General features: G+C 65.0%; 15 protein-coding genes. 5 read left to right on the forward strand and 10 right to left on the reverse strand.

The genetic code is table 11. The features are described 5' to 3' along the window. The first annotated feature begins 50 nt into the window (after nt 1–50). Complete coding sequence (locus tag ACX80X_RS01700) at nt 51–4064, forward strand: FtsK/SpoIIIE domain-containing protein (RefSeq protein WP_459311029.1); 4014 nt, start codon at nt 51–53, stop codon at nt 4062–4064. A 14-nt stretch (nt 4065–4078) separates the two neighbouring features. Here the strand turns inward: ACX80X_RS01700 and ACX80X_RS01705 are convergent, their stop codons facing one another. After that, nucleotides 4079–4516, reverse strand: a complete 438-nt coding sequence (locus ACX80X_RS01705) for a hypothetical protein (protein WP_459309406.1) — start codon at nt 4514–4516, stop codon at nt 4079–4081. A 231-nt stretch (nt 4517–4747) separates the two neighbouring features. Here ACX80X_RS01705 and ACX80X_RS01710 point away from each other — a divergent pair, with 231 nt between their 5' ends. Continuing rightward, complete coding sequence (locus ACX80X_RS01710; protein WP_003804966.1) at nt 4748–4996, forward strand: WhiB family transcriptional regulator; 249 nt, start codon at nt 4748–4750, stop codon at nt 4994–4996. Nucleotides 4997–5099: 103 nt separating this feature from the next. Here ACX80X_RS01710 and ACX80X_RS01715 read toward each other — a convergent pair whose 3' ends face one another. From ACX80X_RS01715 to ACX80X_RS01730, 4 genes are read right to left on the reverse strand one after another with little or no spacing between them, the layout of a single operon-like run. Continuing rightward, nucleotides 5100–6569: a sensor histidine kinase gene (locus ACX80X_RS01715; RefSeq protein WP_056343739.1), complete on the reverse strand. Its 1470-nt coding sequence runs from the start codon at nt 6567–6569 to the stop codon at nt 5100–5102. Nucleotides 6570–6597: 28 nt separating this feature from the next. Then, nucleotides 6598–11451: an NAD-glutamate dehydrogenase gene (locus ACX80X_RS01720; protein ID WP_459311031.1), complete on the reverse strand. Its 4854-nt coding sequence runs from the start codon at nt 11449–11451 to the stop codon at nt 6598–6600. A gap of 57 nt (nt 11452–11508) precedes the next feature. Continuing rightward, the gene (locus ACX80X_RS01725; protein WP_252609065.1) at nt 11509–12816 is read right to left on the reverse strand and encodes an AAA family ATPase; all 1308 of its coding nucleotides are present in this window, start codon (nt 12814–12816) and stop codon (nt 11509–11511) included. Beyond that, nucleotides 12813–13454: a hypothetical protein gene (locus ACX80X_RS01730; RefSeq protein ID WP_058931940.1), complete on the reverse strand. Its 642-nt coding sequence runs from the start codon at nt 13452–13454 to the stop codon at nt 12813–12815. The genes ACX80X_RS01725 and ACX80X_RS01730 overlap by 4 nt, the downstream gene beginning before the upstream one ends. A 153-nt stretch (nt 13455–13607) precedes the next feature. On the opposite strand from ACX80X_RS01730, the gene ACX80X_RS01735 reads away from it, so the two are divergent. Further along, nucleotides 13608–13823, forward strand: coding sequence for a helix-turn-helix domain-containing protein (locus ACX80X_RS01735; protein WP_252567261.1), 216 nt, complete (start codon nt 13608–13610; stop codon nt 13821–13823). Nucleotides 13824–13937: 114 nt separating this feature from the next. Here ACX80X_RS01735 and ACX80X_RS01740 read toward each other — a convergent pair whose 3' ends face one another. Further along, entirely contained in the window at nt 13938–14510 is a 573-nt protein-coding gene (locus ACX80X_RS01740) for a hypothetical protein (protein ID WP_056343753.1), read from the reverse strand. 148 nt (nt 14511–14658) lie between these two features. Between ACX80X_RS01740 and ACX80X_RS01745 the strand changes: the two genes are divergently transcribed. Together ACX80X_RS01745 and ACX80X_RS01750 are read left to right on the forward strand one after the other, a co-directional pair. Further along, the gene (locus ACX80X_RS01745; RefSeq protein ID WP_459311034.1) at nt 14659–15492 is read left to right on the forward strand and encodes a LysM peptidoglycan-binding domain-containing protein; all 834 of its coding nucleotides are present in this window, start codon (nt 14659–14661) and stop codon (nt 15490–15492) included. 43 nt (nt 15493–15535) lie between these two features. Beyond that, nucleotides 15536–16003, forward strand: a complete 468-nt coding sequence (locus ACX80X_RS01750; RefSeq protein WP_056343758.1) for an Rv3235 family protein — start codon at nt 15536–15538, stop codon at nt 16001–16003. A 123-nt stretch (nt 16004–16126) separates the two neighbouring features. Here ACX80X_RS01750 and secA read toward each other — a convergent pair whose 3' ends face one another. The 4 genes from secA to ACX80X_RS01770 all read right to left on the reverse strand — a co-directional run bounded on the left by secA (nt 16127) and on the right by ACX80X_RS01770 (nt 22109). After that, on the reverse strand, nt 16127–18865 hold the full coding sequence (secA, locus tag ACX80X_RS01755) for a preprotein translocase subunit SecA (RefSeq protein ID WP_459311036.1): 2739 nt from the start codon (nt 18863–18865) through the stop codon (nt 16127–16129). Between the two features lie 47 nt (nt 18866–18912). Next, nucleotides 18913–20178, reverse strand: a complete 1266-nt coding sequence (locus ACX80X_RS01760; protein WP_459311038.1) for a winged helix-turn-helix domain-containing protein — start codon at nt 20176–20178, stop codon at nt 18913–18915. Nucleotides 20179–20210: 32 nt separating this feature from the next. Then, nucleotides 20211–20936 carry a ribosome hibernation-promoting factor, HPF/YfiA family gene (gene hpf / locus ACX80X_RS01765; protein WP_459311040.1) on the reverse strand — a complete coding sequence of 242 codons (726 nt, stop codon included), beginning with the start codon at nt 20934–20936 and terminating at the stop codon, nt 20211–20213. A gap of 144 nt (nt 20937–21080) precedes the next feature. After that, nucleotides 21081–22109 (reverse strand): ComF family protein, encoded by a 1029-nt coding sequence (locus ACX80X_RS01770; protein ID WP_459311042.1) that lies wholly within the window; start codon nt 22107–22109, stop codon nt 21081–21083. Between the last annotated feature and the right edge of the window lie 24 nt (nt 22110–22133).

The following is a 22133-nucleotide window of genomic DNA, read 5'->3' on the forward strand; positions in this document are numbered from 1 at the left end:
TGCACTGCACGCTCGTTCGGAGCCCGGGCGCAGCTCTCCAGGAACCACCCGTGGAGCTGACCATCGAGGGTCGACACGGGGCTGCCGGTGCGGAACTGCAGGCCGCGCTGACGGCAAATTTCGGGACCGGGATTGTCTCTGTCGACAGCCAGAACGTCGCTGAGCTCAGGCTCGGACGGCCTCCGCTTGTCAACGGAGCCACGCTCGTCGACGGGGCGGACCTCACAGCGCGCAGGTTCCGGCCGCGCACCTCCGAGCCTCCAGCGTCACTGGCATTGGCCGTCCACAGCGGCGCCGGCGCGGGGACGGTTGTGCCGCTGCGGCGGGGCACGTACACCATCGGCCGCAGCAATGCCGACATTCTCATCCCCGACGCCGACCTCTCGCGCACCCACGCACGCCTGGTGGTCACCGAGACAGCCATCACGATTGTTGATCTGGACAGCGCCAACGGCACCGATGTGGACGGCGAGCGCGTGCGGAATGCCGTGATTTCGACGGGCTCCACCATTCGTTGCGGCAACTCCACCATGTCACTGGTGTTCCTTGAGCGTTCGGGTGACGGCCTGGCCGACGCGGGGATGGATGTCCACGAGCCGTTGGTTATCAGCCGGCGCGACGATCCCACAAACCGCGCGGCGCTGCTTCTGACGGCTGTGTTGCCGGTGGTCATTGGCGTGGGGCTTGCCGTCGTGACCGGAATGTGGATGTTCCTGGCTTTCACGGCCGTCTCGGCGATCTCCATCTTGGTGCCGGTGATCGGCGGGCGCCGGCAACGCCGCGAACTCGCTGCCGCGGTCAGGGCCGCGGTCACCCAGGACCAGGAACGACGACGGCGGGCCGCGCCGCCGCTCTCGGACCTGACCATCGGGGATACAACAGGTAGGGACCGTGCCGGGCCGCGCACCAACAAGGGCATCTGGCTGCGGCTGGGCCAGGCAATCCAGCCGGCCAACCTCCGGTTCGAGCCCACGGATCCGGGCCGCGCAATTCCTTCGGCCGGTACACTGCCACTCACGCTCAGTCCGGCCAGACCCCTCACCACCATCCGCGGGCCACGAGCCGCCGTCGACGGGCTGGTGCGCTCACTCCTGATGCAGCTTTCCGGCTATCCGCTGGGCCGGAATACCCGGGTGGTCGTCCATGGCAAGGCGGAGCATCTCCCCCTCGCCGCACGGTATCTGGACGGTGTCACGCTTTCCAGTAACTCAAACACTCTCGGGACCCTGCTCGAACACGGCTTCGGGCCTGCCCATGGACACGGACTGCTCCTCCTTATGGACGGCACGGAGCCCTCGGCCAAGATCACCGCCACGGCATTGGAACACGGGTGGCAGGTCATCCATGCCCCCGAAGACGGGTCAGCGCTGACGAATGCTGACGTGGAACTCGGTGAACGCTTGTCTGTGTTCAATGACGGTGATAACAGCATCCGATTCGCTCCTGATCTGGCGCCCATTGACGTCTTCAACAGGTTTTGCCGTCGACTGGCGCGGGAGGCAAACCAGCCAGTCGGTGCGGGACGGTCCATCCCCACGTCCTGCCGGCTCGCAGAGCTGCTCCCCCACTCCACGCCCGAAACATCCAGGCGATGGTCAGCAAACAACAGCTTGCCCGGGCTTGCCGTTCCCATCGGGCGCGGTCTTGAGGGTCTACGGACACTCGATCTCCAAAACGACGGACCCCACCTGCTGGTCGCCGGGACCACCGGCTCAGGAAAATCCGAACTCCTGCGCAGCCTCACTGTTGCTCTCGCCCTCAGCTACGCGCCGGACCGCATCAACTTCCTCTTTGTGGATTTCAAGGGCGGCTCCGGACTCGGCCCCCTGACCGGGCTCCCGCACTGTGTGGGTATGCTCACCGACCTGAGCAGCCATGAGCTCGAACGCGCCCTGCAGTCCCTCCGCGCCGAGATCAAATTCCGGGAACAGAGCCTGGCGGCAGTTCAGGCACCGGACCTGACGTCATTCCGGGCAACGTCGGCGGGGCGCGCGTCGCCGCTCCCCCATCTTGTAATTGTCATAGATGAATTCCGGATGCTGGTGGAGGATGCTCCCGAATCGCTCCGGGAATTGATGAGGATCGCCGCCATCGGCCGTTCCCTGGGCATCCACCTGATCACGGCCACACAACGGCCCCAGGGCGCGCTGACGGCCGACATCCGCGCCAACGTCACCACTAGCATCGCGTTGCGCGTCCAGTCGGAGATGGAATCCGTGGACATCATAAATTCGAAAGCCGCGGCCGGGATCAGGGTCGATACTCCGGGCCGGGCTTACCTGGCCCGCGGAACGGAGGCTCCGCTGGAGTTTCAGGCCGGATCCCTGACAGCCGGAGCCATCCGGTCCGAACCCGCCGGAATCTCGGTATGGTTGGCCTCCGAGTACATCGATGCCCCTGCAGTGCTGGGGGGTTCCGGATCCGCCAGGCACGAACCGACGCCTGCCGAGGCAACCGCCCCGTTGATAGCTTCCATGTCCGCGTTGTGGGAGACCATGAACCGTCCGGCCATCCGGAAGCCGATTGCTGCGCCGCTCCCCTGTCTCCTCCCCGAACCTGCAGGCTCGTCTACCCCCGGGACCGTAGAAAGCGATGCTGACGACGACGATGGCGCCAGTGACAGGACCAAGGCCGACGCCGGTGCCACCAGATGGTCCGTAACGCTCGGCCTGATGGACCTGCCCGCCGAACAGCGAACGGCCCCTTTGGTCTGGGAACCTGCCGGCCACGGACACCTGGCGCTTGTCGGCGGACCGGAATCAGGAGTGCCCGAAGCCATCCGGCTGGCAGTCCTCGGCTTGGCATCCCACGCCCGGGAATCCCACTTGTATCTGCTGGACCCGGACAGTTCGTTCGTGGGGTTGGCTTCCCACTGCCGGGTGGGCGCCACGGCAGGACTGCACGAGCTTCGCCGTGCCGTACGCATCCTGGAGCGTCTGGCACGGGAGCAGTCACTCCGGCTGGGACGTGCCGCCGCTGACGACGAGATACCGCTCGTGCTGGTGGTCGCTGGCTGGGGATCCTGGCTCTCGGCCTTACGTGCCGGGCCGTTGGCGTGGGCCGAGGACGTTCTCCATGACCTAGTCCGGGATGGAAACCGGGCCGGTATCACGGTGATCATCTCGGGACAGCGGGAACTGGTCACTTCCAGGTTCTTCGCAGCCGTACCCAACCGCGTGTACTTCCCGACCGGATCCAGCGGCGACAGCCTGATTGCCTGGCCGAAACTGCCTCCAACAGCGCCCACGGTGGGAAGGGGCGTCGCTGTGGGCGCGCTGTCGGGTGGAAGAACTGCAGTCTGCCAGTTCTACACGGCTGCCGGCGCTGAGGCCGCGGATCCGCGGTTAGCCCAAGCGCCGGAGCCTTCCCTGCGGCGTCGACCATTCCGAGTGGAGCCCCTGCCGGCCGTGGTTCCGGCGGCCCGGATCCTGAACCGGGCGGCCCCTCAGATCCCGGCTGGACTGAAAGGCAGGATCCCACTGGGGCAGCGCGTCGTCCGCATCGGCGTGGGCGGCGACGAACTTGAACCGATATCCGTCCGGGTGTCTGCGGGCGGAGTGCTGGCGGTGCTGGGCGGCCCGTCGTCGGGCAAGTCGTCATTTCTCCGGCTCCTGCCGAGGGTCAACCCTGAAGCAGGACCGTGGCTAATGCCGGACCAGGACACCGAACCGGGTGCCTACTGGTCCGGGATCCTGCGCCAAGCCACAGCGGGCGGTCTGGAACGGAACCCGGTGGCATTGGTTGACGATGCGGACCTGTTGCTGCAGGACGTCACCCGTGACCTTGCCGACCTCAATACGCTTGGAATCACGGTGGTGATGACTGCGGGGTACAGTCCGATACTCGCCCAGCGGGTTCCGCTGGCGCTCCAGGCGCGCAACCTGGGCTGCGGCATCCTGATCGCGCCCCGGACGTCCATGGACGGCGACCTCTTAGGGGTCCGCTTCGAGGTGGAACCCAACCCGCCACCGGGACGGAGCGTTCTCATCCAGAACGGCCGCGCCACCGCCGTCCAGTTGGGCTGGGTACCGCTTGATCAGTCGAAGGACGGATTGGCCGCCTAAAGTGCCGGTGGTGCCTAGAACGCCGGAGGCGAATCGCCTGTCCGGGATGCGTAGCTGATGACGCGTCTGTCGAACAGGAGCACTATGGCCGCAAGCGCCGGCACCACCATGGCGATCCCCGCCCAAATGACGCCGCCGGTAAGGGTCGGGACGCCGATAGTAAGGACAAACAGCTGGGCGACCAGCGCCGCTGCCCTCGTCCACCGGCGCCCACGGAAGAGGAAGTGCCCCACCGAATAGAGCCAGGCCGAGAAAGCGAGCAAGAGGACCAGAGTAAATACGGCTCCCCAAAAAGACAGGACCGGTGCACCGGTCAGGAGTTCGTAGCCGTACCAGGCGGCGGTAACCAATAGCGCGGTGGCCTCGGCGGCAACAACAAGAGCTATCGCCACAATGCCGCGCGGGCGCGTGGATGGCGACGGATCTGCAGGGTTCGTGGGGGGTCTTGACACACTGGCACCCTACCGGAGATAGTCGGACAGTGGCGGGGGTCGGCAATGCCCGTGTGATGTATCGCTCAGCTATCCGGGGATTTCAAGCTGTATTACCCCTTGTTTACACAGCGTTAACATGACAGGCTTGACTGAGATGACCAAGGGGGCCCCTCAGGGCCCTTTTCCTTTGTAGCTACTAGTGAATTATTTCACAAAGAGCTTTTCCCAGAATTGGAGCAACTGATCAGCATGGATTGGCGTAACCGCGCGGCGTGCCTCGACAAGGACCCGGAACTGTTTTTCCCCGTAGGAAACACAGGGCCTGCCCTCCTCCAGATTGAGGAAGCCAAAAGCGTTTGCCGCCGCTGCCCCGTCGTTGACACGTGCCTCCAGTGGGCTCTCGAGTCCGGCCAGGACGCCGGCGTCTGGGGCGGCATGAGCGAAGACGAACGCCGTGCCCTTAAGCGCCGCGCCGCACGGGCCCGCCGCGCCTCCTAGGCTCGGTCCTTAAGGCCCTAGCACCAACAGCCTCACACAACGATGGCCGCAACCCTTCCGGGTTGCGGCCATCGGCTGTTAAGTCACGTGCAAGGTCTCCGGGCTACCTGGCCGCCAGGCTGAGGCGGATCTGGACAGCCGTTCCGCCGCCGTCGCGCGGGTGCCACGCGATGGTGCCGCCCAGCTCACTGGTGACCAGCGTGCGGACAATCTGCAGCCCCAGCCCCTCGACGTGCGGCGTATCCGGCAGTCCCACACCGTCGTCGGCAATTGTGACGGTCAGCAGTTCCTCGCCGTCTTCCTCCTCGGAACGGTCCGCGATGAGCCACACGGTGCCGGTCCGTCCTTCGAGCCCGTGCTCGACGGCGTTGGTCACCAGTTCGTTAATGACCAGTGCCAGCGGGGTGGCGAAGTCGCTGGGCAGTTCCCCAAACAGTCCGGACCGCTCGGTCTTGACCTGCTGCGATGGCGAGGCGACCTCTGCGGAAAGCCTGAACTGGCGGCCGATCAGCTCGTCGAAGTCAACGCTCTGCGCCAATCCCTGTGAAAGGGTCTCGTGGACCAGCGCGATGGTGGCCACGCGCCGCATCGCCTGCTCCAGGCCCTGCTTGGCCTCGTCGCTGACCATCCGGCGGGACTGCATACGCAGCAGGGCCGCTACGGTCTGCAGGTTGTTTTTCACCCGGTGATGGATCTCGCGGATGGTCGCATCCTTGGTAACGAGTTCCATCTCCCGGCGCCGCAGTTCGGACACGTCCCGACACAGCACCAGCGCACCAAAGCGCTGCTGCTCATCCCGCAGCGGGATGGCCCGCAGCGACAGGCTCACACCACGGGATTCAATCTCACTACGCCACGGCATCCGCCCCGTCACCACCAGCGGCAGCGTCTCGTCCACCAGCCGCCGGTCCTTGAGCAGGCCGGCGGTCACCTCAGCCAGGGAACGGCCTTCCAGCGACTCGCCGTCGCCCAGCCGCCGGAAGGCCGATACCCCGTTGGGGCTTGCGTACTGCACAATTCCTTCGGCATCGAGCCTGATCAGGCCGTCCCCCACACGAGGCGCGCCGCGGCGCGAACCGGTAGGCGAGGCAAAGTCAGGCCACAGCCCCAGCGTTCCCATCCGGAGGAGATCGTAGGCGCACTGCCGGTACGTCAACTCCAGGCGGGACGGCATCCGGGAACTGGACAGGTCCATGTGGGTGGTCACCACAGCCAGGGTCCGGCCGTTGCGCACCATCGGCACAGCCTCCACCCGCAACGCCATGTCAGTGCTCCAGTTGGTCTCACTGGACCGCTCGATGGCACGGCTGCTCCAGGCCTTGTCCACCAGCGGCTGCAGGTCCTGCCGGATGGGCTCGCCCACAAAGTCGCCGTGGAACACGGTGTGCGTGGTGGACGGCCTGACGTGGGCCAGCGCCACATAGCCGTGATCCGGGTGCGGGAACCATAACGCCAAGTCGGCGAACGCCAGGTCAGCGACCATCTGCCAGTCGCCCACCAGGAGGTGCAGCCATTCGGCATCGCCCGGCCCGAAATCAGCGTGTTCCCTGATGGGGTCCGTAAAGATTGCCACTGCACCTCCAGTTACGACGCCGGGATTCCTAGCGTCGGACGATTGACCTCAAGAGCCTCAATGCTACCGACAGTGAGGCCATGTCGTCGGCCTCGAGCGAGTTGACCTCGTCAAACATGCTCTTTGCCCTACCCAGCTGCTCGGCATTCTGGCGTTCCCAGTCCTTCAGCCTGTCCTCCGCGGAGTCCCCTGACGCCGTCGACTCGAGTACCGCCGTCGTCATGTCCGACACAGTGGAATAGAGGTCATCCCGGAGTGCGGCCCTGGCCAGTGCCTGCCACCTGTCCTGGCGCGGCAGGCTGCTGATCCGTTCCAGCAGCCTGTCAGCGTGGAAGCGGTTAAACACTGTGTAGTAAACGGCCGCAATCTCCTCCACCGGCTCCTTACGGGCATGCACGATCTTGGCGATGTCCAGCAGGACAAAGCTCTCGAAGAGCTCCGCCCACCGGAAGGCAAGCCCCTCCGGGAGTTCCCACGCGCGCGCGGTCTCCAGCCAGTCCGCAACGCGGTCACGGTCATCGCCACGCAGGTAGTCCAGGAGCCGGGCCCGCATCGGGTCCAGGAGCGGCTTGAATTCGGCCACGGTGTCAGCGATGGGCCGGGACGTGCCGCCCTGCGCCAGCAGCCACCGGACAGCGCGGTCCAGCAGACGACGGATGTCCAGGTGGACGGTGCTCCAGTGCTCTGTGGGGAACGACGCCGGCAGGCTGTTCAGCTCCCCCACCATGGTGTTCAGGTCGAAAATCTCGCGGAGCGCCACAAAGGCCTTCGCCACAGCCACTTCCGTGGCCGACGTTTCCTCCATGGTCCGGAAGGCGAACGTGATGCCGCCCAGGTTGATCATGTCGTTGGCCACCACCGTGGCAATAATCTCGCGCCGCAGCGGATGGGTGTCCAGCTCGGCGTCGAACCGTTCGCGCAGCTGCTGCGGGAAGTACGCCCGCAGCGTCCCCCGGAACCACGGATCGTCGGCGAGGTCGCTGTCACGCAGCGCCGAGGCCAGCTCGATCTTCGCGTAGGCCGCCAGCACCGAGAGCTCCGGTGACGTCAGCCCCTGGCCCTGGCTTAGGCGCTCCCGCAGGGTTTCGGTGCTGGGCAGGGCTTCAAGGTCACGCTTCAGGTCAGCCGACTTTTCCAGCCAGTCCATGAGTCGCTCATAGCTGGGACTCCACTCGGCCACCCGCATCCGGTCGTTCAGGAGCAGGATGTTCTGGTCCACGTTGTCCTCGAGGACCAGCCGCCCTACCTCGTCCGTCATGGAGGCGAGGAAGCCTGCCCGTTCCTCCGGGGTCAGTTTGTCCGCAGCCACCATCCGGTCCACAAAGATCTTGATGTTCACTTCATGGTCGGAGCAGTCGACGCCGGCCGAGTTATCGATCGCGTCAGTGTTCAGGATGACCCCTTGCAGGGCGGCTTCGATGCGGCCGCGCTGCGTCATGCCCAGGTTTCCGCCTTCGCCAACCACCTTGACCCGCAGGTCCTTGCCGTCCACGCGAATGCTGTCGTTGGCCTTGTCACCCACGGAGGCGTTGGACTCGGTGCTGGCCTTGACGTACGTTCCGATCCCGCCGTTATAGAGCAGGTCTGCAGGGGCGAGCAGGATAGCGCGGAGAAGCTCCGGCGGGCTGAGCTCGGTGGTCGCCTCAGGCAGGCCCAGGGCCGCCCGGACCTGCCGCGAGACCGGAATGGACTTGGCCTGGCGGGCGTACACGCCGCCGCCTTCGCTGATGAGGGATTTGTCGTAGTCGTCCCACGAGGACCGCGGCAGTTCGAACAGCCTCCGGCGTTCCACGAACGACGATTCCGTTTCCGGTGCCGGGTCAAGGAAGATGTGCCGGTGGTCGAACGCTGCCAGCAGCCGGATATGCCGGGACAGGAGCATGCCGTTGCCGAATACATCGCCGGACATATCACCCACGCCCACTACGCTGAACGGCTGGGTCTGGGTATCAACGTCGAGCTCGCTGAAGTGGCGTTTGACCGACTCCCAGGCGCCACGGGCCGTGATGCCCATCGCCTTGTGGTCGTAACCCACCGAACCTCCGGAGGCGAACGCGTCACCGAGCCAGAACCCGTATTCTGCGGCCAGCCCGTTGGCAATATCCGAGAACGTGGCCGTCCCCTTGTCCGCCGCCACCACAAGGTAGGAATCGTCGTCGTCGTGCCTGACAACGTCCGACGGCGGCACTACAGTTTCGCCCTCGGCTCCGGTGACGAGGTTGTCAGTGAGGTCCAGCAGGCCCCGGATGAACGTCTTGTAGCTTTCAACACCCTCCGCCATCCAGGCGGCACGGTCCGCGGCAGGATCGGGCAGCCGCTTGGCGAAGAAGCCGCCCTTGGCCCCGGTGGGAACGATGACCGCGTTCTTGACGGTCTGCGCCTTCACCAGGCCAAGGATCTCCGTCCGGAAATCCTCGCGCCGGTCAGACCAGCGCAGGCCGCCGCGGGCCACCTTGCCGAAGCGCAGGTGGACGCCCTCAACCCGCGGGGAATAGACCCAGATTTCGAACATCGGCCGCGGGAACGGCAGCCCCTCAATCCGGGCAGGATCGAGCTTGAAGCTCAGGTGCGTTTTGTACTGGTAGTAGTTGGTGCGGAGGGTCGCCTCGATCAGGTTCGCCAAGGTCCGCAGCACACGGTCGGCGTCGAGGGTTGCCACCTCTTCAATGGCAGCTGACAGCTCGCCGCGGGCTTTCTCCTGCGCCGCAAGGCGCTCGGTCCCGCTCAGGGCGGGATCGAACCGGGCCTCGAAAAGAGCTGTCAGGGCCTTGGTGACATCGGGATTGGCGAGCAGCGTGTCCGCCATGAAGCCCACCGAGTTGGTATTTCCCATCTGCCGCATGTACCGGGCATAGGCCCGCAGGACAGTGATCTGCCGCCACTGCATCCCCTCACGCAGCACCAGCCGGTCAAAACTGTCCGACTCAACGGCGCCGGATACGGCGGCACCGAACGAGTCAGCCAGCAGCTGTCCCGTGGCCAGCGGATCAATGCCGGCAGGGTATTTAAGCCCGAGGTCATAGAGGAAGAAGTCCCGCTGGTCAGCCGTCTCGATCTCAAAGGGCCGCTCATCCAGCACCTCGAGTCCCAGATTGTGGAAGAACGGCAGGATCTGGCTCAGGCTCTTGGGCTCCAGCATGTACAGCTTGACGCGGGCGTCCTCCTCCAGGACTTCACCGGCGCCCTTGGGCAAGTACACATGGACGCCCGGCCGTTCCTGCCTGGCACCGGCCGTGCGTTCGGCTTCGGCCCCGTATTTCTCGAACCGGGCGATGTCCTCCAGCGCGTCTTCGACCTCGTAATCCACCCGGTAGCCGGCCGGAAAAGCCTCCGACCAGATCGCGGCAAGCTCCTTCGCCTGCTCATCGGCGCCGCGTTCCCGCAGGACTTCAGCGATGCCCTCACTCCACGAACGGGCTGCCCGGACCAGCCGCGCTTCAAGCTCGTCGGCGTTGAAGTGGCTGACCTCGCTGCCCTTGGGCAGGCGGATCCGGAAGAACAGGCGGGCGAGGGCCGATTCTGTCATCCGCGCCTCGTAGTCGATGGACTCAGCCTTGAACGTGGTCCGTAATTCTTCCTCGATGCGGAGCCGGACATTGGTGGTGTACCGGTCACGCGGAAGGTAGACCACCGCGGACATAAAACGGCCGTAGATGTCCGGCCGGAGGAACAGCCGGGTCCGCCGCCGCTCCTGCAATCTCTGGATGCCGGTTGCGGTGGCCGCCAGGTCCTCGGTCTCGATCTGGAACAGCTCGTCGCGTGGGTACGTCTCCAGGATCCCCAAAAGGTCCTTGCCGGAGTGTGAGTCCGGCGGGTAGCCGGCATTGCCCAGCACGGCGTCCACTTTTTCGCGCACGACGGGGATGTTCCGGACGGATCCGGCGTAGGCACTGGTTGCGAACAGGCCGATAAAGCGGCGCTCGCCGTTGACGTTGCCGGCCGCGTCGAAACTCTTCACGCCAATGTAGTCAAGGTACGCGGGGCGGTGGACGGTGGACCGTGAGTTTGCCTTGGTGATCACGAGCGCCCGCTTTTCGCGGGCCTTTTTTCGGCCGGCGTCGGTGAGATGCTGCATATGCGGCGCGCCCGGCTTCGCCCGGAGCAGTCCGAGACCGCTGTCTTCACGCAGTTCCAGTACATCTTCACCGTCGACGTTGACGAGGTGGTACTCACGGTATCCAAGGAAAGTGAAGTTGCCGTCGTCGAGCCAGCGCAGAAGATCCTGCGCCTGCCGCAGTTCGGCAATCTGGGCCGGGTGGGACACCTGGTCGAGGCTCGCGGCAATCTGTTGGGCCTTGTTGCGCATCTTGGGCCAGTCTTCGACGGCGGCGCGCACGTCTCCCAGGATGCGGTCCAGCCCGTCCAGCAACGACGCCTTTGCCTCGTCGGAGACACGGTTGATTTCCACGGCGATCCACGACTCCATGTGGGAGGCGTTTTCGCCCTGCGCGATGAGGTGCGACAGCACAGGCATCGCGGCCGTATCACCGCTGGAGAGACCGATGTGGGACGGGACGCGGTCAACTTTGACCAGCTGACCCGTTTCCCGGTTCCGGGTCACCACGAACAGTGGATGAAGCACAAGTCCGATGGCGGCGTTCTGGCGAACAAGCTCGGCGTTGACCGAGTCAACAAGGAAAGGCATATCGTCCGTGACGACGTAGACGACGCTGCTGTCCGCCTCGTTGACGATGGAAACCTTCGCCTGGCCCGGCTGCCGGTTCGCGGCGACACCGCGGTGGGTTTCCGCCCGGCTGGCCAGCACCTCCGGGGAATAAGTCCGGGCATCTTCTTCGGCAAGGTGCTGGTAATAATCCGCCAGGAACCCCTCCCGGTCACCAATAGCCAAGGCTTGATCCTCCACGCTGGATCCAGACGACATCAACAAACGCCTCCATCACAAGTTTGATGCTGCACCGTTGCAGCTCCTACGGTGAGCCTAGCCCTTTCGCCGAAGCCTCGGTGTGGAAGAAAATACAGAGGATCGGGAAGATCGCTGGACAGCTGCACAAACCAAATCGGCGATCGCCCGCCTGAGCTTGGAATCCGGCGCTGTTTCGAGCAGCAAAGAGCCGCCGAGCAGCGCGGCGTCAGCTGCGGGGCTGTCCGCCGGCAGGAAGGCTGCGATCTCCGCCGACGGGCCATACCGCCCCCACGCATCCTTCAGCTGTCGCTCCGGGGATCTCCCCACCGCCGCCGCCCGGACCTTGTTCATCACCACAACAGGCGACACGTTCGGCACTGCCAGCTCGAGCTCCGCGAGTCCGCGGACCAGCCGGGGAACCCCCACCGGATCGGCGGCCCCCACGGCATAGACGGTGTCCGCCAGTTCCAGGGTCCGCAGGGTCGCGGCATTCCGGCGCGGAGCCATCGTGTCGAAGCTGAGTTCCTCGTCCGCCTCCAGGCAGAAGCCGGTGTCCACAACCACGACGTCGGCAACCTCCTTGGCGCGTTCCAGCACCAGCGACAGTGCTGCTGCCCGTAGTTCGGTCCACCTGTCCGCCCGGGTGATCCCGGTCAGGACCCGGAAAGTTCCAAGTTTGGTGGTGACAGGTGTGGCCACCTTCAGCAGCGCATCGGCGTCGAGCAGTCCCTGGTCCGCAAGCCGGCAGGCCTGCGCGATCCCCGCAGATTCATCCAGCAGGCCCAGGACTGCGGCGATGCTGGCCCCGTAACTGTCGGCGTCGACGAGGAGCACGGATTTCCCATCCGCAGCCAGTTCCCCCGCGATGTTGGCCGCGACGAAGGTCCGGCCGGGTGAACCGGCGGGACCCCACACGGCAATGATCTTTCCCGCCCCGGAGGCCGGCGGCACGTCCGCCTGGGCTGCGGGACGCTGACGCAACGCAGCACTGGTGTCCCCCAGCCCGCTCCCGAACGTTGCATCCCTGGCGGTGCCTGTCAGCTGGTCAACGGCCTCGGCAATCCTGCCGGCCAGGGCGGCGGACTCTACGCCGGTCAGTGCGGAGGCCACACCGATCCCGCGCAGCCTGGCAGCCTCGTCGGCGTCATCCGTGAGGGCGATGATCGCCACGCCCACGGCACCGAGCCGATCAACGAGCGAAGCAGTCAGGCCCTCGCAGCCGTCAGCCACAACCGCGGCCCGTGCCAGGCCGCTCTGGCAGGCCGCCAGCAGTTCCGTCAGTTCAGTGCAGCGACGGACCACCGTGACCGGACCGTGGAGCCGCTCCAACCCGCCCACCACGTCCTCGCGGGCCTGGCCCACGGTGACCACGGGGATACTCATGAGGCCCCGCCCGGGTTCCACACCACTGAAATCTTGGCCTGGTTCGCCTGCGCGCCGAGGATGGCCGGCATCTGGCCGTCGGCAACCAGCACCATCAGCACTGTATTGCGGGAGGACCCCAAGGCCGTGGAGCCGGCGGTCACCTGTGCAATTTCCGCGCCGGGCAGCAAGAGCTTCGGCTCACTGAAGCCGTTGCGGGCATCCGGCAAGGCAACCCAGACGTCCACCCGGGTCCCGGCAACCGCCTGCGGCGGCAGTGCTTCCTCAATGGTCACGGCCACTGGCTTGCGGTCCAACGAATCCACAGTGGCCAGACTTTCCTTGGGCACCAATTGGTTCTTGCCGATTCTTTGGACTGCAACCAACCCGTCGGGGAGCCCTGCTTCAACGGTGACGTAATGCTGTTCGGTCTCACCCAGGCGGACCTTGGCCCGGACCACATTGTCCGCGGTCAGCTTCTCACCCACCGCAATGGAGTCCCGTGCGGCGTAAACCTCGGTGGTCTGATCAGCGCTGCCAACCAGCGAGATCACTCCCACCACCGATGCCAGGACCAGCAGCACGCCAACCAGCAGCCGGGGATCCTTCCACGACGGCGGTTTCAGCCTGGCACCTGTAGTAACAGCATCGTGGCTCATGCTCTTCTCCCCCTTAGCTCCGGTCCAGGCGGCTGGCTGCGTCCGGACACCTCATTGTTACGGCATGGGCCCCGGAACAAAAGTCAAAAGACCAAACAACATCAAACTGTGGATAACCGCACCAGATGACGCCTTCAATGGCAAAATGGAGCTATGCCCAGATTCCTGACTCTCGCCGATGTTGCTGAACAGCTGCAAATCAACTCGCCGGCGGCCTATGCCTTGGTCCGCAGCGGAGAACTGAAGGCCATCCAGGTGGGTGGGCGCGGGCAGTGGCGCGTCGAGGAAAAGATGTTGGAGCAATACATCGAAGAGCGTTACGCCGAGGCCAGCCGCATGATCCTGGAAGCCAAAGCCAAGCAAGGCTGATTTTGGCTTTGCGAGTCAGCCCTCGCAACCGTTTGTCCGCTGAGTTTTTGTCCAGATAATCGCCTCTACGGGGCGGCAAAGTCCCATTAGGTGGACAAAAACTCCGGCCCGCGGCTACAGTTCCCCTGCACTCCGTGACCGCAGGGCACCCAGCGCCGCAAACGGAATCGTGGCTACCTGCCGAACCTGTGATGCACGCCGGGACTCCCCGGGGCTGACCAGCGCCAGGTCCAAAAAGTCACTGCCCACCCGGTCGATGACTCCGGCCAGCCCTGTATCCCTTTCCGGCGCGTGGCGCAGAGTGACTGCAAGTTCGGCCCGGTCCCGCGCCAGGCCCCGCAGCGCATGCGCCAATCCGATCCGGCGCCGCACCTGCGAAGTCTCGGCCACGGAGCCGCGGCCAAGGCCCGCATAGCGTGCCACCGCGCCGTACGGGACCAGGACCTGGTGACGCAACTCGTTCAGGACCAGCGCATCGGCGCCGGCATGGCTCAGGGTTCCTTCGAAGGCGCGCCCACACGCCAGGTACACGGCCACGTGGCTGTTCAGGGAACCCCGCAAGCGGTCAGCCAGAGCGACGGAGGCCGTTTCCGCTCTTGCCCGCTCAGAGATCTCGGCATCGACGGCCAGCCGCTCGCCCTCGGCGAACTGTGCCTCCATATCACTGAACAGAGCATCCCAACGCATGGGGCCAAGCGTAGGGTGCGGGTTTGTTCGCGGTCAATTCACCAACGACTTCACTCCAGTCTCTGGACAAATCCAGCATAAGTGCGTCAAACTGAACCTAAATTTATCAAATGATATCAAACAGCATCAAACATAAGATAGGAACATCATGACGGCAGCTACAGCACGTGGGCTCCGCGCAGACGCCGTCATGGCGGCGTCCATCCTCCTGTTGGGCTTCTTCCTCTGCGTTGCCGGCGGGGGCATGGTGGGCCAATGGCAACTGTCCACAGCACGCCGGCAAGGCCCGGACCTCGATGACCTACTCGGTGCCGTGGCTGTCGCCGCAGGGCTGGCCATCGTGGCGTGGTGGATCTTCTCGATGGTTTTGGCGTCAGCGGCTGCCGTCCTGGACAGGTGCGGCAGGCGGCGGGCCGCCGACAGGGCCGGCAAGTGCTGCCCGGCATTTATGCGCCGGCTCGCTGTGGCCGCACTGTCGGTGCAACTACTGTCGGCACCGCTGGCTCACGCAGCCGTCCCACCGGCCGGACCCGCCTGGGTACCCACGCAGGAAGTGGCGGTCCAGGACGTACCGGTCCACGGCGCAGCCATCCAGGCCCAGTGGTCTCCCACAAGCGGCCACCGGCAGCTCCCGGAACCGGAGGGCAAACACCCTGCAGACACGGGAGGACAGACCACCGAAACTCCTGCGGCGGCGGTCCGGCCAGACTGGCGTCCCAGCCCGCCGGTCCCGGACCCCGGCCTGCTGGCGGCCCAGCCCGTCCGGGCGGAACAGGGCCCAAGGTCGCCATTGAGTGAGGTCACGGTACTGGCGGGCGACACACTCTGGGACATCGCTTCCCGCCACTTGGGCCCGGCGGCTTCGGATGTGGATGTCGCCTTGCACTGGCCCCGCTGGTACGAGGCCAACAAATCCCGGATCGGCGAAAGCCCGCATGTCCTGCTGCCCGGGCAGATTTTGAAAGCACCTTCCACGGCCTAACCGACGTTCCGATATTCATCAGCTCACGATTAAGGGGAATCACATGTACGCAGTTACGCCAATCCGCTCCGCCACGGTCAACCCGGGCGGCGCGGCAGCAGTCCGCCAGGTTCCTCCGCGCACCACTACCGCGCCGGTCGTGCCGCTGCGTGCGGCAGACGAAGCCTCCGAAATCCTGGCGATCACACGCAGTACCGTGCAGGCGGCCATGGAAGTCCTCGCCGGCATCCGGCCGATCCACCAGCTCGCCCGCCGTCTGGATCCGCGCTGCCTCGCCGTGCTGCAGCACCGTGCCGCCTTGATCCGCCGCGAACAGTCGCGCTCTGCCTCGCCGTCCCTGGCCCGGCTGCACAAGAACTCCATCGTGCGTTCAGTCCGCGCCTGCGAGGTCGCCCCGGGCATCTATGAGGCAAGCGCCGTCGTGGTTGATGACATCCGGGCACGGGCTGTAGCGGTCCGGCTTGAGCGCAGCAAGCAGGTCTGGCGCGTGACCGAGTTTATGGTCGGCTGAACCGCTTGCCCACGAATGCAGAAGTGCCCGGAGCTGAGGCTCCGGGCACTTCCAGTGTCGAACTATTTCAGTGACGATCTATTGCAGTGCCGACCTATGGCTGATCAGTCTCGATCCCTGCTGTCAGCGGCGCTTTTTCCTGGCCGGACGCTTGGTGGCGTCCTGCGCTGCAGCCTTTGCGGGATTTCCGGACCGTGAAGAGACACGACCCTCCACCCGTGTCTGGGATGCGCCGTCTTCGCCGGGAGCCGTGTACTGCAGCTGGGCCGGCTTCTTCGGTGCTTCCAGGCCGGCAGCGTGGATCTGCGGCTCAACGTGCTCGGTGTGGCCACCTGCTGCGTCGGGCACCACCACATCCTGGGCTGGAGTCACCTCAACTTCAAGGTTGAACAGGAAACCGACGCTTTCCTCGCGGATGGCCTCCATCATGCTCTGGAACATAACGAAGCCCTCGCGCTGGTATTCCACCAGCGGGTCACGCTGTGCCATGGCGCGCAGGCCGATGCCTTCCTTGAGGTAGTCCATCTCGTAGAGGTGTTCCTGCCACTTGCGCCCGATGACCGAGAGCACCACGCGGCGTTCCAGCTCGCGCATGCTTTCGGAACCGATGGTCTCTTCCCGGGTCTGGTAGACCACGCGGGCGTCGGAGAGCAGTTCCTCCTTGAGGAATTCAACAGTGAGCTTGGACTTGCCGCCGGCTTCCTCGATGATCTCCTCCGCTGTGACGCTGACGGGGTAGAGCGTCTTGAGGTTGGTCCACAGCTGGGTGTAGTCCCAGTCGTCGCCGTTGCCTTCGGCCGTGGCGGAGTCGATCAGGGCGGTGATGGTGTCCTCCACAAAGAACTGGACCTTCTCGTGGAGGTCGTCACCTTCGAGGATCCGGCGGCGGTCACCGTAGATGGCTTCGCGCTGGCGGTTCAGGACGTCGTCGTACTTGAGGACGTTCTTGCGCTGCTCGGCGTTGCGGCCTTCAACCTGGCCCTGGGCAGACGCGATGGCCCGGGAAACCAGTTTCGATTCCAACGCCACATCATCCGGGACGGAACTGTTCATCAGCCGTTCGGCCGCGCCGGAGTTGAAGAGCCGCATCAGGTCATCGGTCAGGGAGAGGTAGAAGCGTGATTCGCCGGGGTCGCCCTGGCGGCCGGAGCGGCCACGGAGCTGGTTGTCGATGCGGCGGGACTCGTGCCGCTCAGTTCCCAGGACATACAGCCCGCCGAGGTTCAGTACTTCCTCGTGTTCGTCCTTTACGGACTGCTTGGCCGACTCCAGGCCAGCCGGCCATGCGGCCTCGTACTCTTCGGAATCCTCTTCCGGGTCCAGCCCGCGTTTGGCCAGATCGGCCACCGCAGTGAATTCGGCGTTGCCACCCAGCATGATGTCAGTGCCGCGGCCTGCCATGTTGGTGGCCACCGTAACAGCACCCTTGCGTCCGGCCTGCGCCACGATGGCCGCTTCACGGGCGTGGTTCTTGGCGTTCAGGACTTCGTGCCGGATGCCCTCCTTGGCGAGCAGCCCGGAGAGGTATTCGCTCTTTTCGACACTCGTGGTGCCCACAAGGATCGGCTGGCCCTCTTCGTGACGCTCGGCAATGTCCTTCACGACGGCGTCGAACTTCACCTTTTCATTCTTGAACACGAGGTCCGACTGGTCGAGCCGCGTCATGTCCCGGTTGGTGGGGATGGCCACCACGCCGAGCTTGTACGTGCCCATGAATTCGGCGGCCTCAGTCTCGGCCGTGCCCGTCATGCCTGCCAGCTTGGAGTACATCCGGAAGTAATTCTGGAGCGTCACCGTGGCCAGGGTCTGGTTTTCGGCCTTGATCTCCACGGCTTCCTTGGCCTCAATGGCCTGGTGCATACCCTCGTTGTAGCGGCGCCCGGCCAGGATGCGGCCGGTGTGTTCGTCAACGATCAGGACTTCGCCGTCCAGGATGACGTAGTCCTTGTCCCGCTTGAACAGTTCCTTGGCCTTGATGGCGTTGTTCAGGAACCCGATGAGCGGAGTGTTCGCGGATTCGTAGAGGTTCTGGATACCCAGGTAGTCCTCCACCTTTTCGATGCCGCTCTCCAGGACGCCGACGGTGCGCTTCTTCTCGTCCGCCTCGTAGTCCTCGCCGGCCTTCAGGCGCTGCACTACCTTGGCAAATTCGCTGTACCACCGGTTGGTGTCGCCCTGGGCAGGGCCGGAAATGATGAGCGGCGTACGGGCTTCGTCGATGAGGATGGAGTCGACCTCATCAACAATGGCGAAGTTGTGGCCGCGCTGGACCAGTTCTGATTGGTCCCACGCCATGTTGTCGCGCAGGTAGTCAAACCCGAATTCGTTGTTGGTGCCGTAGGTGATGTCCGCGGCGTACTGCTGCCGGCGCACTGCAGGATCCTGGTTGGACAGGATGCAACCGCTGGTCAGGCCAAGGAAGCGGTAGACCCGGCCCATAAGATCTGACTGGTATTCGGCAAGGTAGTCGTTCACCGTGATGACGTGGACGCCATTGCCGGTGAGGGCATTAAGGTAGGCGGGCGCGGTGGCCACGAGGGTCTTGCCTTCGCCGGTCTTCATTTCGGCGATATTGCCCAGGTGGAGGGCGGCGCCACCCATAAGCTGGACGTCAAAGTGACGCATGCCCAGGGTGCGGGATGCGGCCTCGCGCACGGCGGCGAAGGCCTCCGGGAGGAGATCGTCCAGTTGCTCGCCGTCCTGGTGGCGGGCGCGGAGGTGGTCAGTTTCCTCGCGGAGCTCAGCATCCGTGAAGGTTTTAAACGAGTCTTCGAGCGCATTGATGGAGTCGGCATAGTTCCGCAGTTGCCGCAGGGTTTTTTTGTCACCCGTGCGGAGAAGTTTTTCGATAAGTGATGCCACGTGAAGATACTCCCAGTCTTATGCTGCCGAATTCTGGCGTTTTTAGTCTACGGGAGAGACACAGGCCACGCGGCCGGTGTTCCCTGAGAGCGGAGCGGACCGGCGCGGTGACGCAGGGCGAGCCCAAGGGACTCCGCCAAGTCCCCTACCGGGCTGATCAGAATGTCCCCCAGCTCAAGCCACTCGGCCATCAGTTCCAGCTCGGCTGCGAGTTCGACGGCGGTCCCTGGCGGTGCGTCCGGCTCACCGTAGGCGGACCTGACCAGCAGTTTTCCTGCCGCACGGTCTGCTTTAAGGTCCACCCGCGCCACGATGGTGTCACCCAGGAGAAAGGGCAGGACGTAGTACCCGAAGCGCCGGAGGTGCGCGGGCGTGTAAATCTCGATCCGGAAGTGGAACCCGAAGAGCTCCTCAAGCCGGCGCCGCTCGAAGACCAGGGAGTCAAAGGGACTGAGCAAGGCCCGCCCCGCGGCCCGCCGCGGCATTGTGGCGTCGGCATGCAGGTATACCTTCCGGTCCCATCCTGCGACAGCCATCGGCTCCAGCCTCCCTATGCTGACCAGATGGTCCACAGACGCGGCGGCCGCCTTGACCGGTGTACGGAAGTAGTCCGCGAAGCATTTCACGGTTCCGATGCCATGGGCTTGCGCGGCCGCGTCGATGAGCCGGTGCATGGCCTCAACAGGGTCCGGGGCGGCTTCGAGGGCCAACCGGCGCGGCAGCACCCTGGCCGTCAGCGTGTACTTTCGCTCGAACTGTTCGGTTCTGGACGCCGCGGAAATGATGCCCGCCTCGAACAGATCCTCAAGCACGCGTTTGACGGCGTTCCAGTTCCATCCCCAGTTGTCGTCCCGCCGGTCCTCCACGTGCCCGATGTTAACCGTCAGTTCCGCCGCTGTCATGGGCCGTCCGGCGGCGAGGGCGTCGAGGATGTTTCCGGCCACCGCGTCGCGCAGTTCCGGGTCCAGGGTGGACGCACCCACCCACGTGCGTTTCTGCCACAATCGGAGGTCCTGGAAGTGCTGGGGCCGGATGAAGCTGGCCTCGTGCGCCCAGTACTCCATCATGCGTCTGGGAGGCGAGCTGGCCATCCGCTGAAGAATGGTGCGGTCATAGTTGCCGAGCCTCGAAAAGAAGGGCAGAAAGTGACTGCGGGACAACACGTTGACGGAATCGATCTGGACAAGCTGGATCCGGGCAAGGGTACGGCCCACCGTCCGTGAGGTCACGGGGCCGGCGGGCCGTCCTTTGTCGAGTCCCTGAGCTGCCAGGGCGATCCGCCGGGCCTGGTTAAGGCTCAGCGTCGCAGGCACATCAGTCCTTTCATTGAGGGGCGTGAACCACCCTAGAGTTTTGCAGCCTCGTCATCGGAGCGGTAAGCGAGGATTTTTTCTTCGACGGCGGTGTCCCCCGGTTCGCATTCGTGGTCCAGGGTGATTACCCCGTACGTCCAGCCACGGCGCCGGTAGACCACCGAGGGCGTGTTGGTGGCTTTGTCCATAAACAGGTAGAAATCGTGGCCTACGAGCTCCATGTTGTCCACAGCATCGTCCAGGGTGAGGGAGGCCGCAGGGAAGACTTTGCGCCGGATCAGCACTGGGGAATCCCCTGCCGGAATGTCGTTCTCGACCTCGTAGGGCGATCGTTCAGCGGGCGGCGCCTGTGGTTCGCTGCGATGGCTCGCCTCGACGTATAGGGGCTCACTGGCACTTGCTGGCTCCAGTGCCGCGGTGGCCTCACGCACTGCCTTGGGGGTGTGGCGCCCGTGGTGGACCTTCTTGCGGTCCTTGGCACGGCGGAGGCGTTCAAGCAGCTTGGTGTAGGCGAGATCGAATGCGGCGAATTTGTCTGCGGCGCTGGCTTCGGCACGGATGACGGGTCCCCGGCCCAGAACCGTCACTTCAACGGTGAGCTGATCGCCGGTCTGGCGCGCATTCGTTTCCTTGGAAACCTTCGCATCAACCCGTTGGACCTTGTCGCCAAGTGACTCGATCTTCGAGATCTTCTCACCGGCGTATTCGCGGAAGCGGTCTGAGACCGTCAGATTTCGTCCGCTGATCATAAACTCCATGGTGCCCTCCAAATGACTTCGGTGACACGACGGCGGCACATCCCAGAGGCCGATCTGCTTGACAGTCGAGCCCCTTCCGAGCCGCCATCGAAAGGTACAACTTGTTCTTGGTACCCACAACCGACGTTAGTTCATAGCCACCTGTTATTCATCCTTTCTTGGTTTATTTTTTTCTAAGACGGGCGGCATTCCGCCAGCTCCCGGGCCGGGCGATTCGCCGCCAGCTGAATCGGGCGGGCGTGTCGCGGCGAGGACCACCGCGCCCACCACCACGGCACCGCTGACTTGCAGCGCGCGGGCTGCTTCTGCGAGTGTGGCCCCCGTGGTGAGGACGTCGTCGACAATGATGCAGCGGCGTCCGGCCACCCGCGCGCGGTGGCGTTTCGGGACCTTCATGGACCCCTTGACCCGGCTCGCCCTGGCACCGCGGCCGAGTCCCTTTTGGCCTCCAGGCAGCCGCTCCAGTGCGGCGCGGCGCCGGGATTTCCGGATCACGTCCAACACCGGTGTACCGCGGAGGGTGGTCCCCCGACGCAACTCTGCGAGTAGGAGGTGGACCGGACTGAACCCTCTTTTGATGTAGCCGGCCGTACTGCTGGGCACCGGAACCAGGCAGACGCCGTCGACGCCGGTCACGGACGCGGCAATGCCCTGCCCCAGTCCGCGCGCCAGGACTGACGTGAGCTGGTGCTGGCCATGGCTCTTGAACGAAAGCACGGCCTGCGCCAGCTCCTCGCGGTACGCCCCGGCCGCCACCACGGGAAGGATCAGGCCGCCGTCGACGTTCATCAGGGCCGGCGCCTGCTCCTCTGCCCGGAACGGGTGCCTGGTCAACAGGCGGACGTGGCGTTCGCACATGACGCACAGGGCCAGGTCCTCCGCACCGCAGCAGACGCAGTCCACAGGGACGGCAAGTGCCAGCAGCTCCGCGGCGGCCACGCCCATCTGGTCGGCGGCCCGCAGCCAGCGGCGGCGGTGGCCGCCGCGATGCTTGGCGGACTGCAGCGGAGGCGGCAGGAGGTCCGGATCCAGGCTTGCCGCATTTCTGGCGCGACTTCCCCCGAAGCGGCCCCCAACGCCGCCCCCGGACCGGCGCGCAGGCGCGTGGCGAGCAGGCGGCTGGCGGGCAGGAGCGTGGCGAGCAGGAGGACGTCCGGGCTGAACTTCGGTCACACCCCATGGTGGCCTGCGTATCGC

This window comes from Pseudarthrobacter sp. MDT3-1, from assembly GCF_054510755.1.

Coding starts and splice junctions, on each gene's coding strand:
- ACX80X_RS01710 (WP_003804966.1), top strand. CDS start 4,748: ATGGATTGGCGTAACCGCGCGGCGTGCCTCGACAAGGACCCGGAACTG.
- ACX80X_RS01720 (WP_459311031.1), bottom strand. CDS start 11,451: ATGTCGTCTGGATCCAGCGTGGAGGATCAAGCCTTGGCTATTGGTGAC.
- ACX80X_RS01725 (WP_252609065.1), bottom strand. CDS start 12,816: ATGAGTATCCCCGTGGTCACCGTGGGCCAGGCCCGCGAGGACGTGGTG.
- ACX80X_RS01730 (WP_058931940.1), bottom strand. CDS start 13,454: ATGAGCCACGATGCTGTTACTACAGGTGCCAGGCTGAAACCGCCGTCG.
- ACX80X_RS01735 (WP_252567261.1), top strand. CDS start 13,608: ATGCCCAGATTCCTGACTCTCGCCGATGTTGCTGAACAGCTGCAAATC.
- ACX80X_RS01740 (WP_056343753.1), bottom strand. CDS start 14,510: ATGCGTTGGGATGCTCTGTTCAGTGATATGGAGGCACAGTTCGCCGAG.
- ACX80X_RS01745 (WP_459311034.1), top strand. CDS start 14,659: ATGACGGCAGCTACAGCACGTGGGCTCCGCGCAGACGCCGTCATGGCG.
- ACX80X_RS01750 (WP_056343758.1), top strand. CDS start 15,536: ATGTACGCAGTTACGCCAATCCGCTCCGCCACGGTCAACCCGGGCGGC.
- hpf (WP_459311040.1), bottom strand. CDS start 20,936: ATGGAGTTTATGATCAGCGGACGAAATCTGACGGTCTCAGACCGCTTC.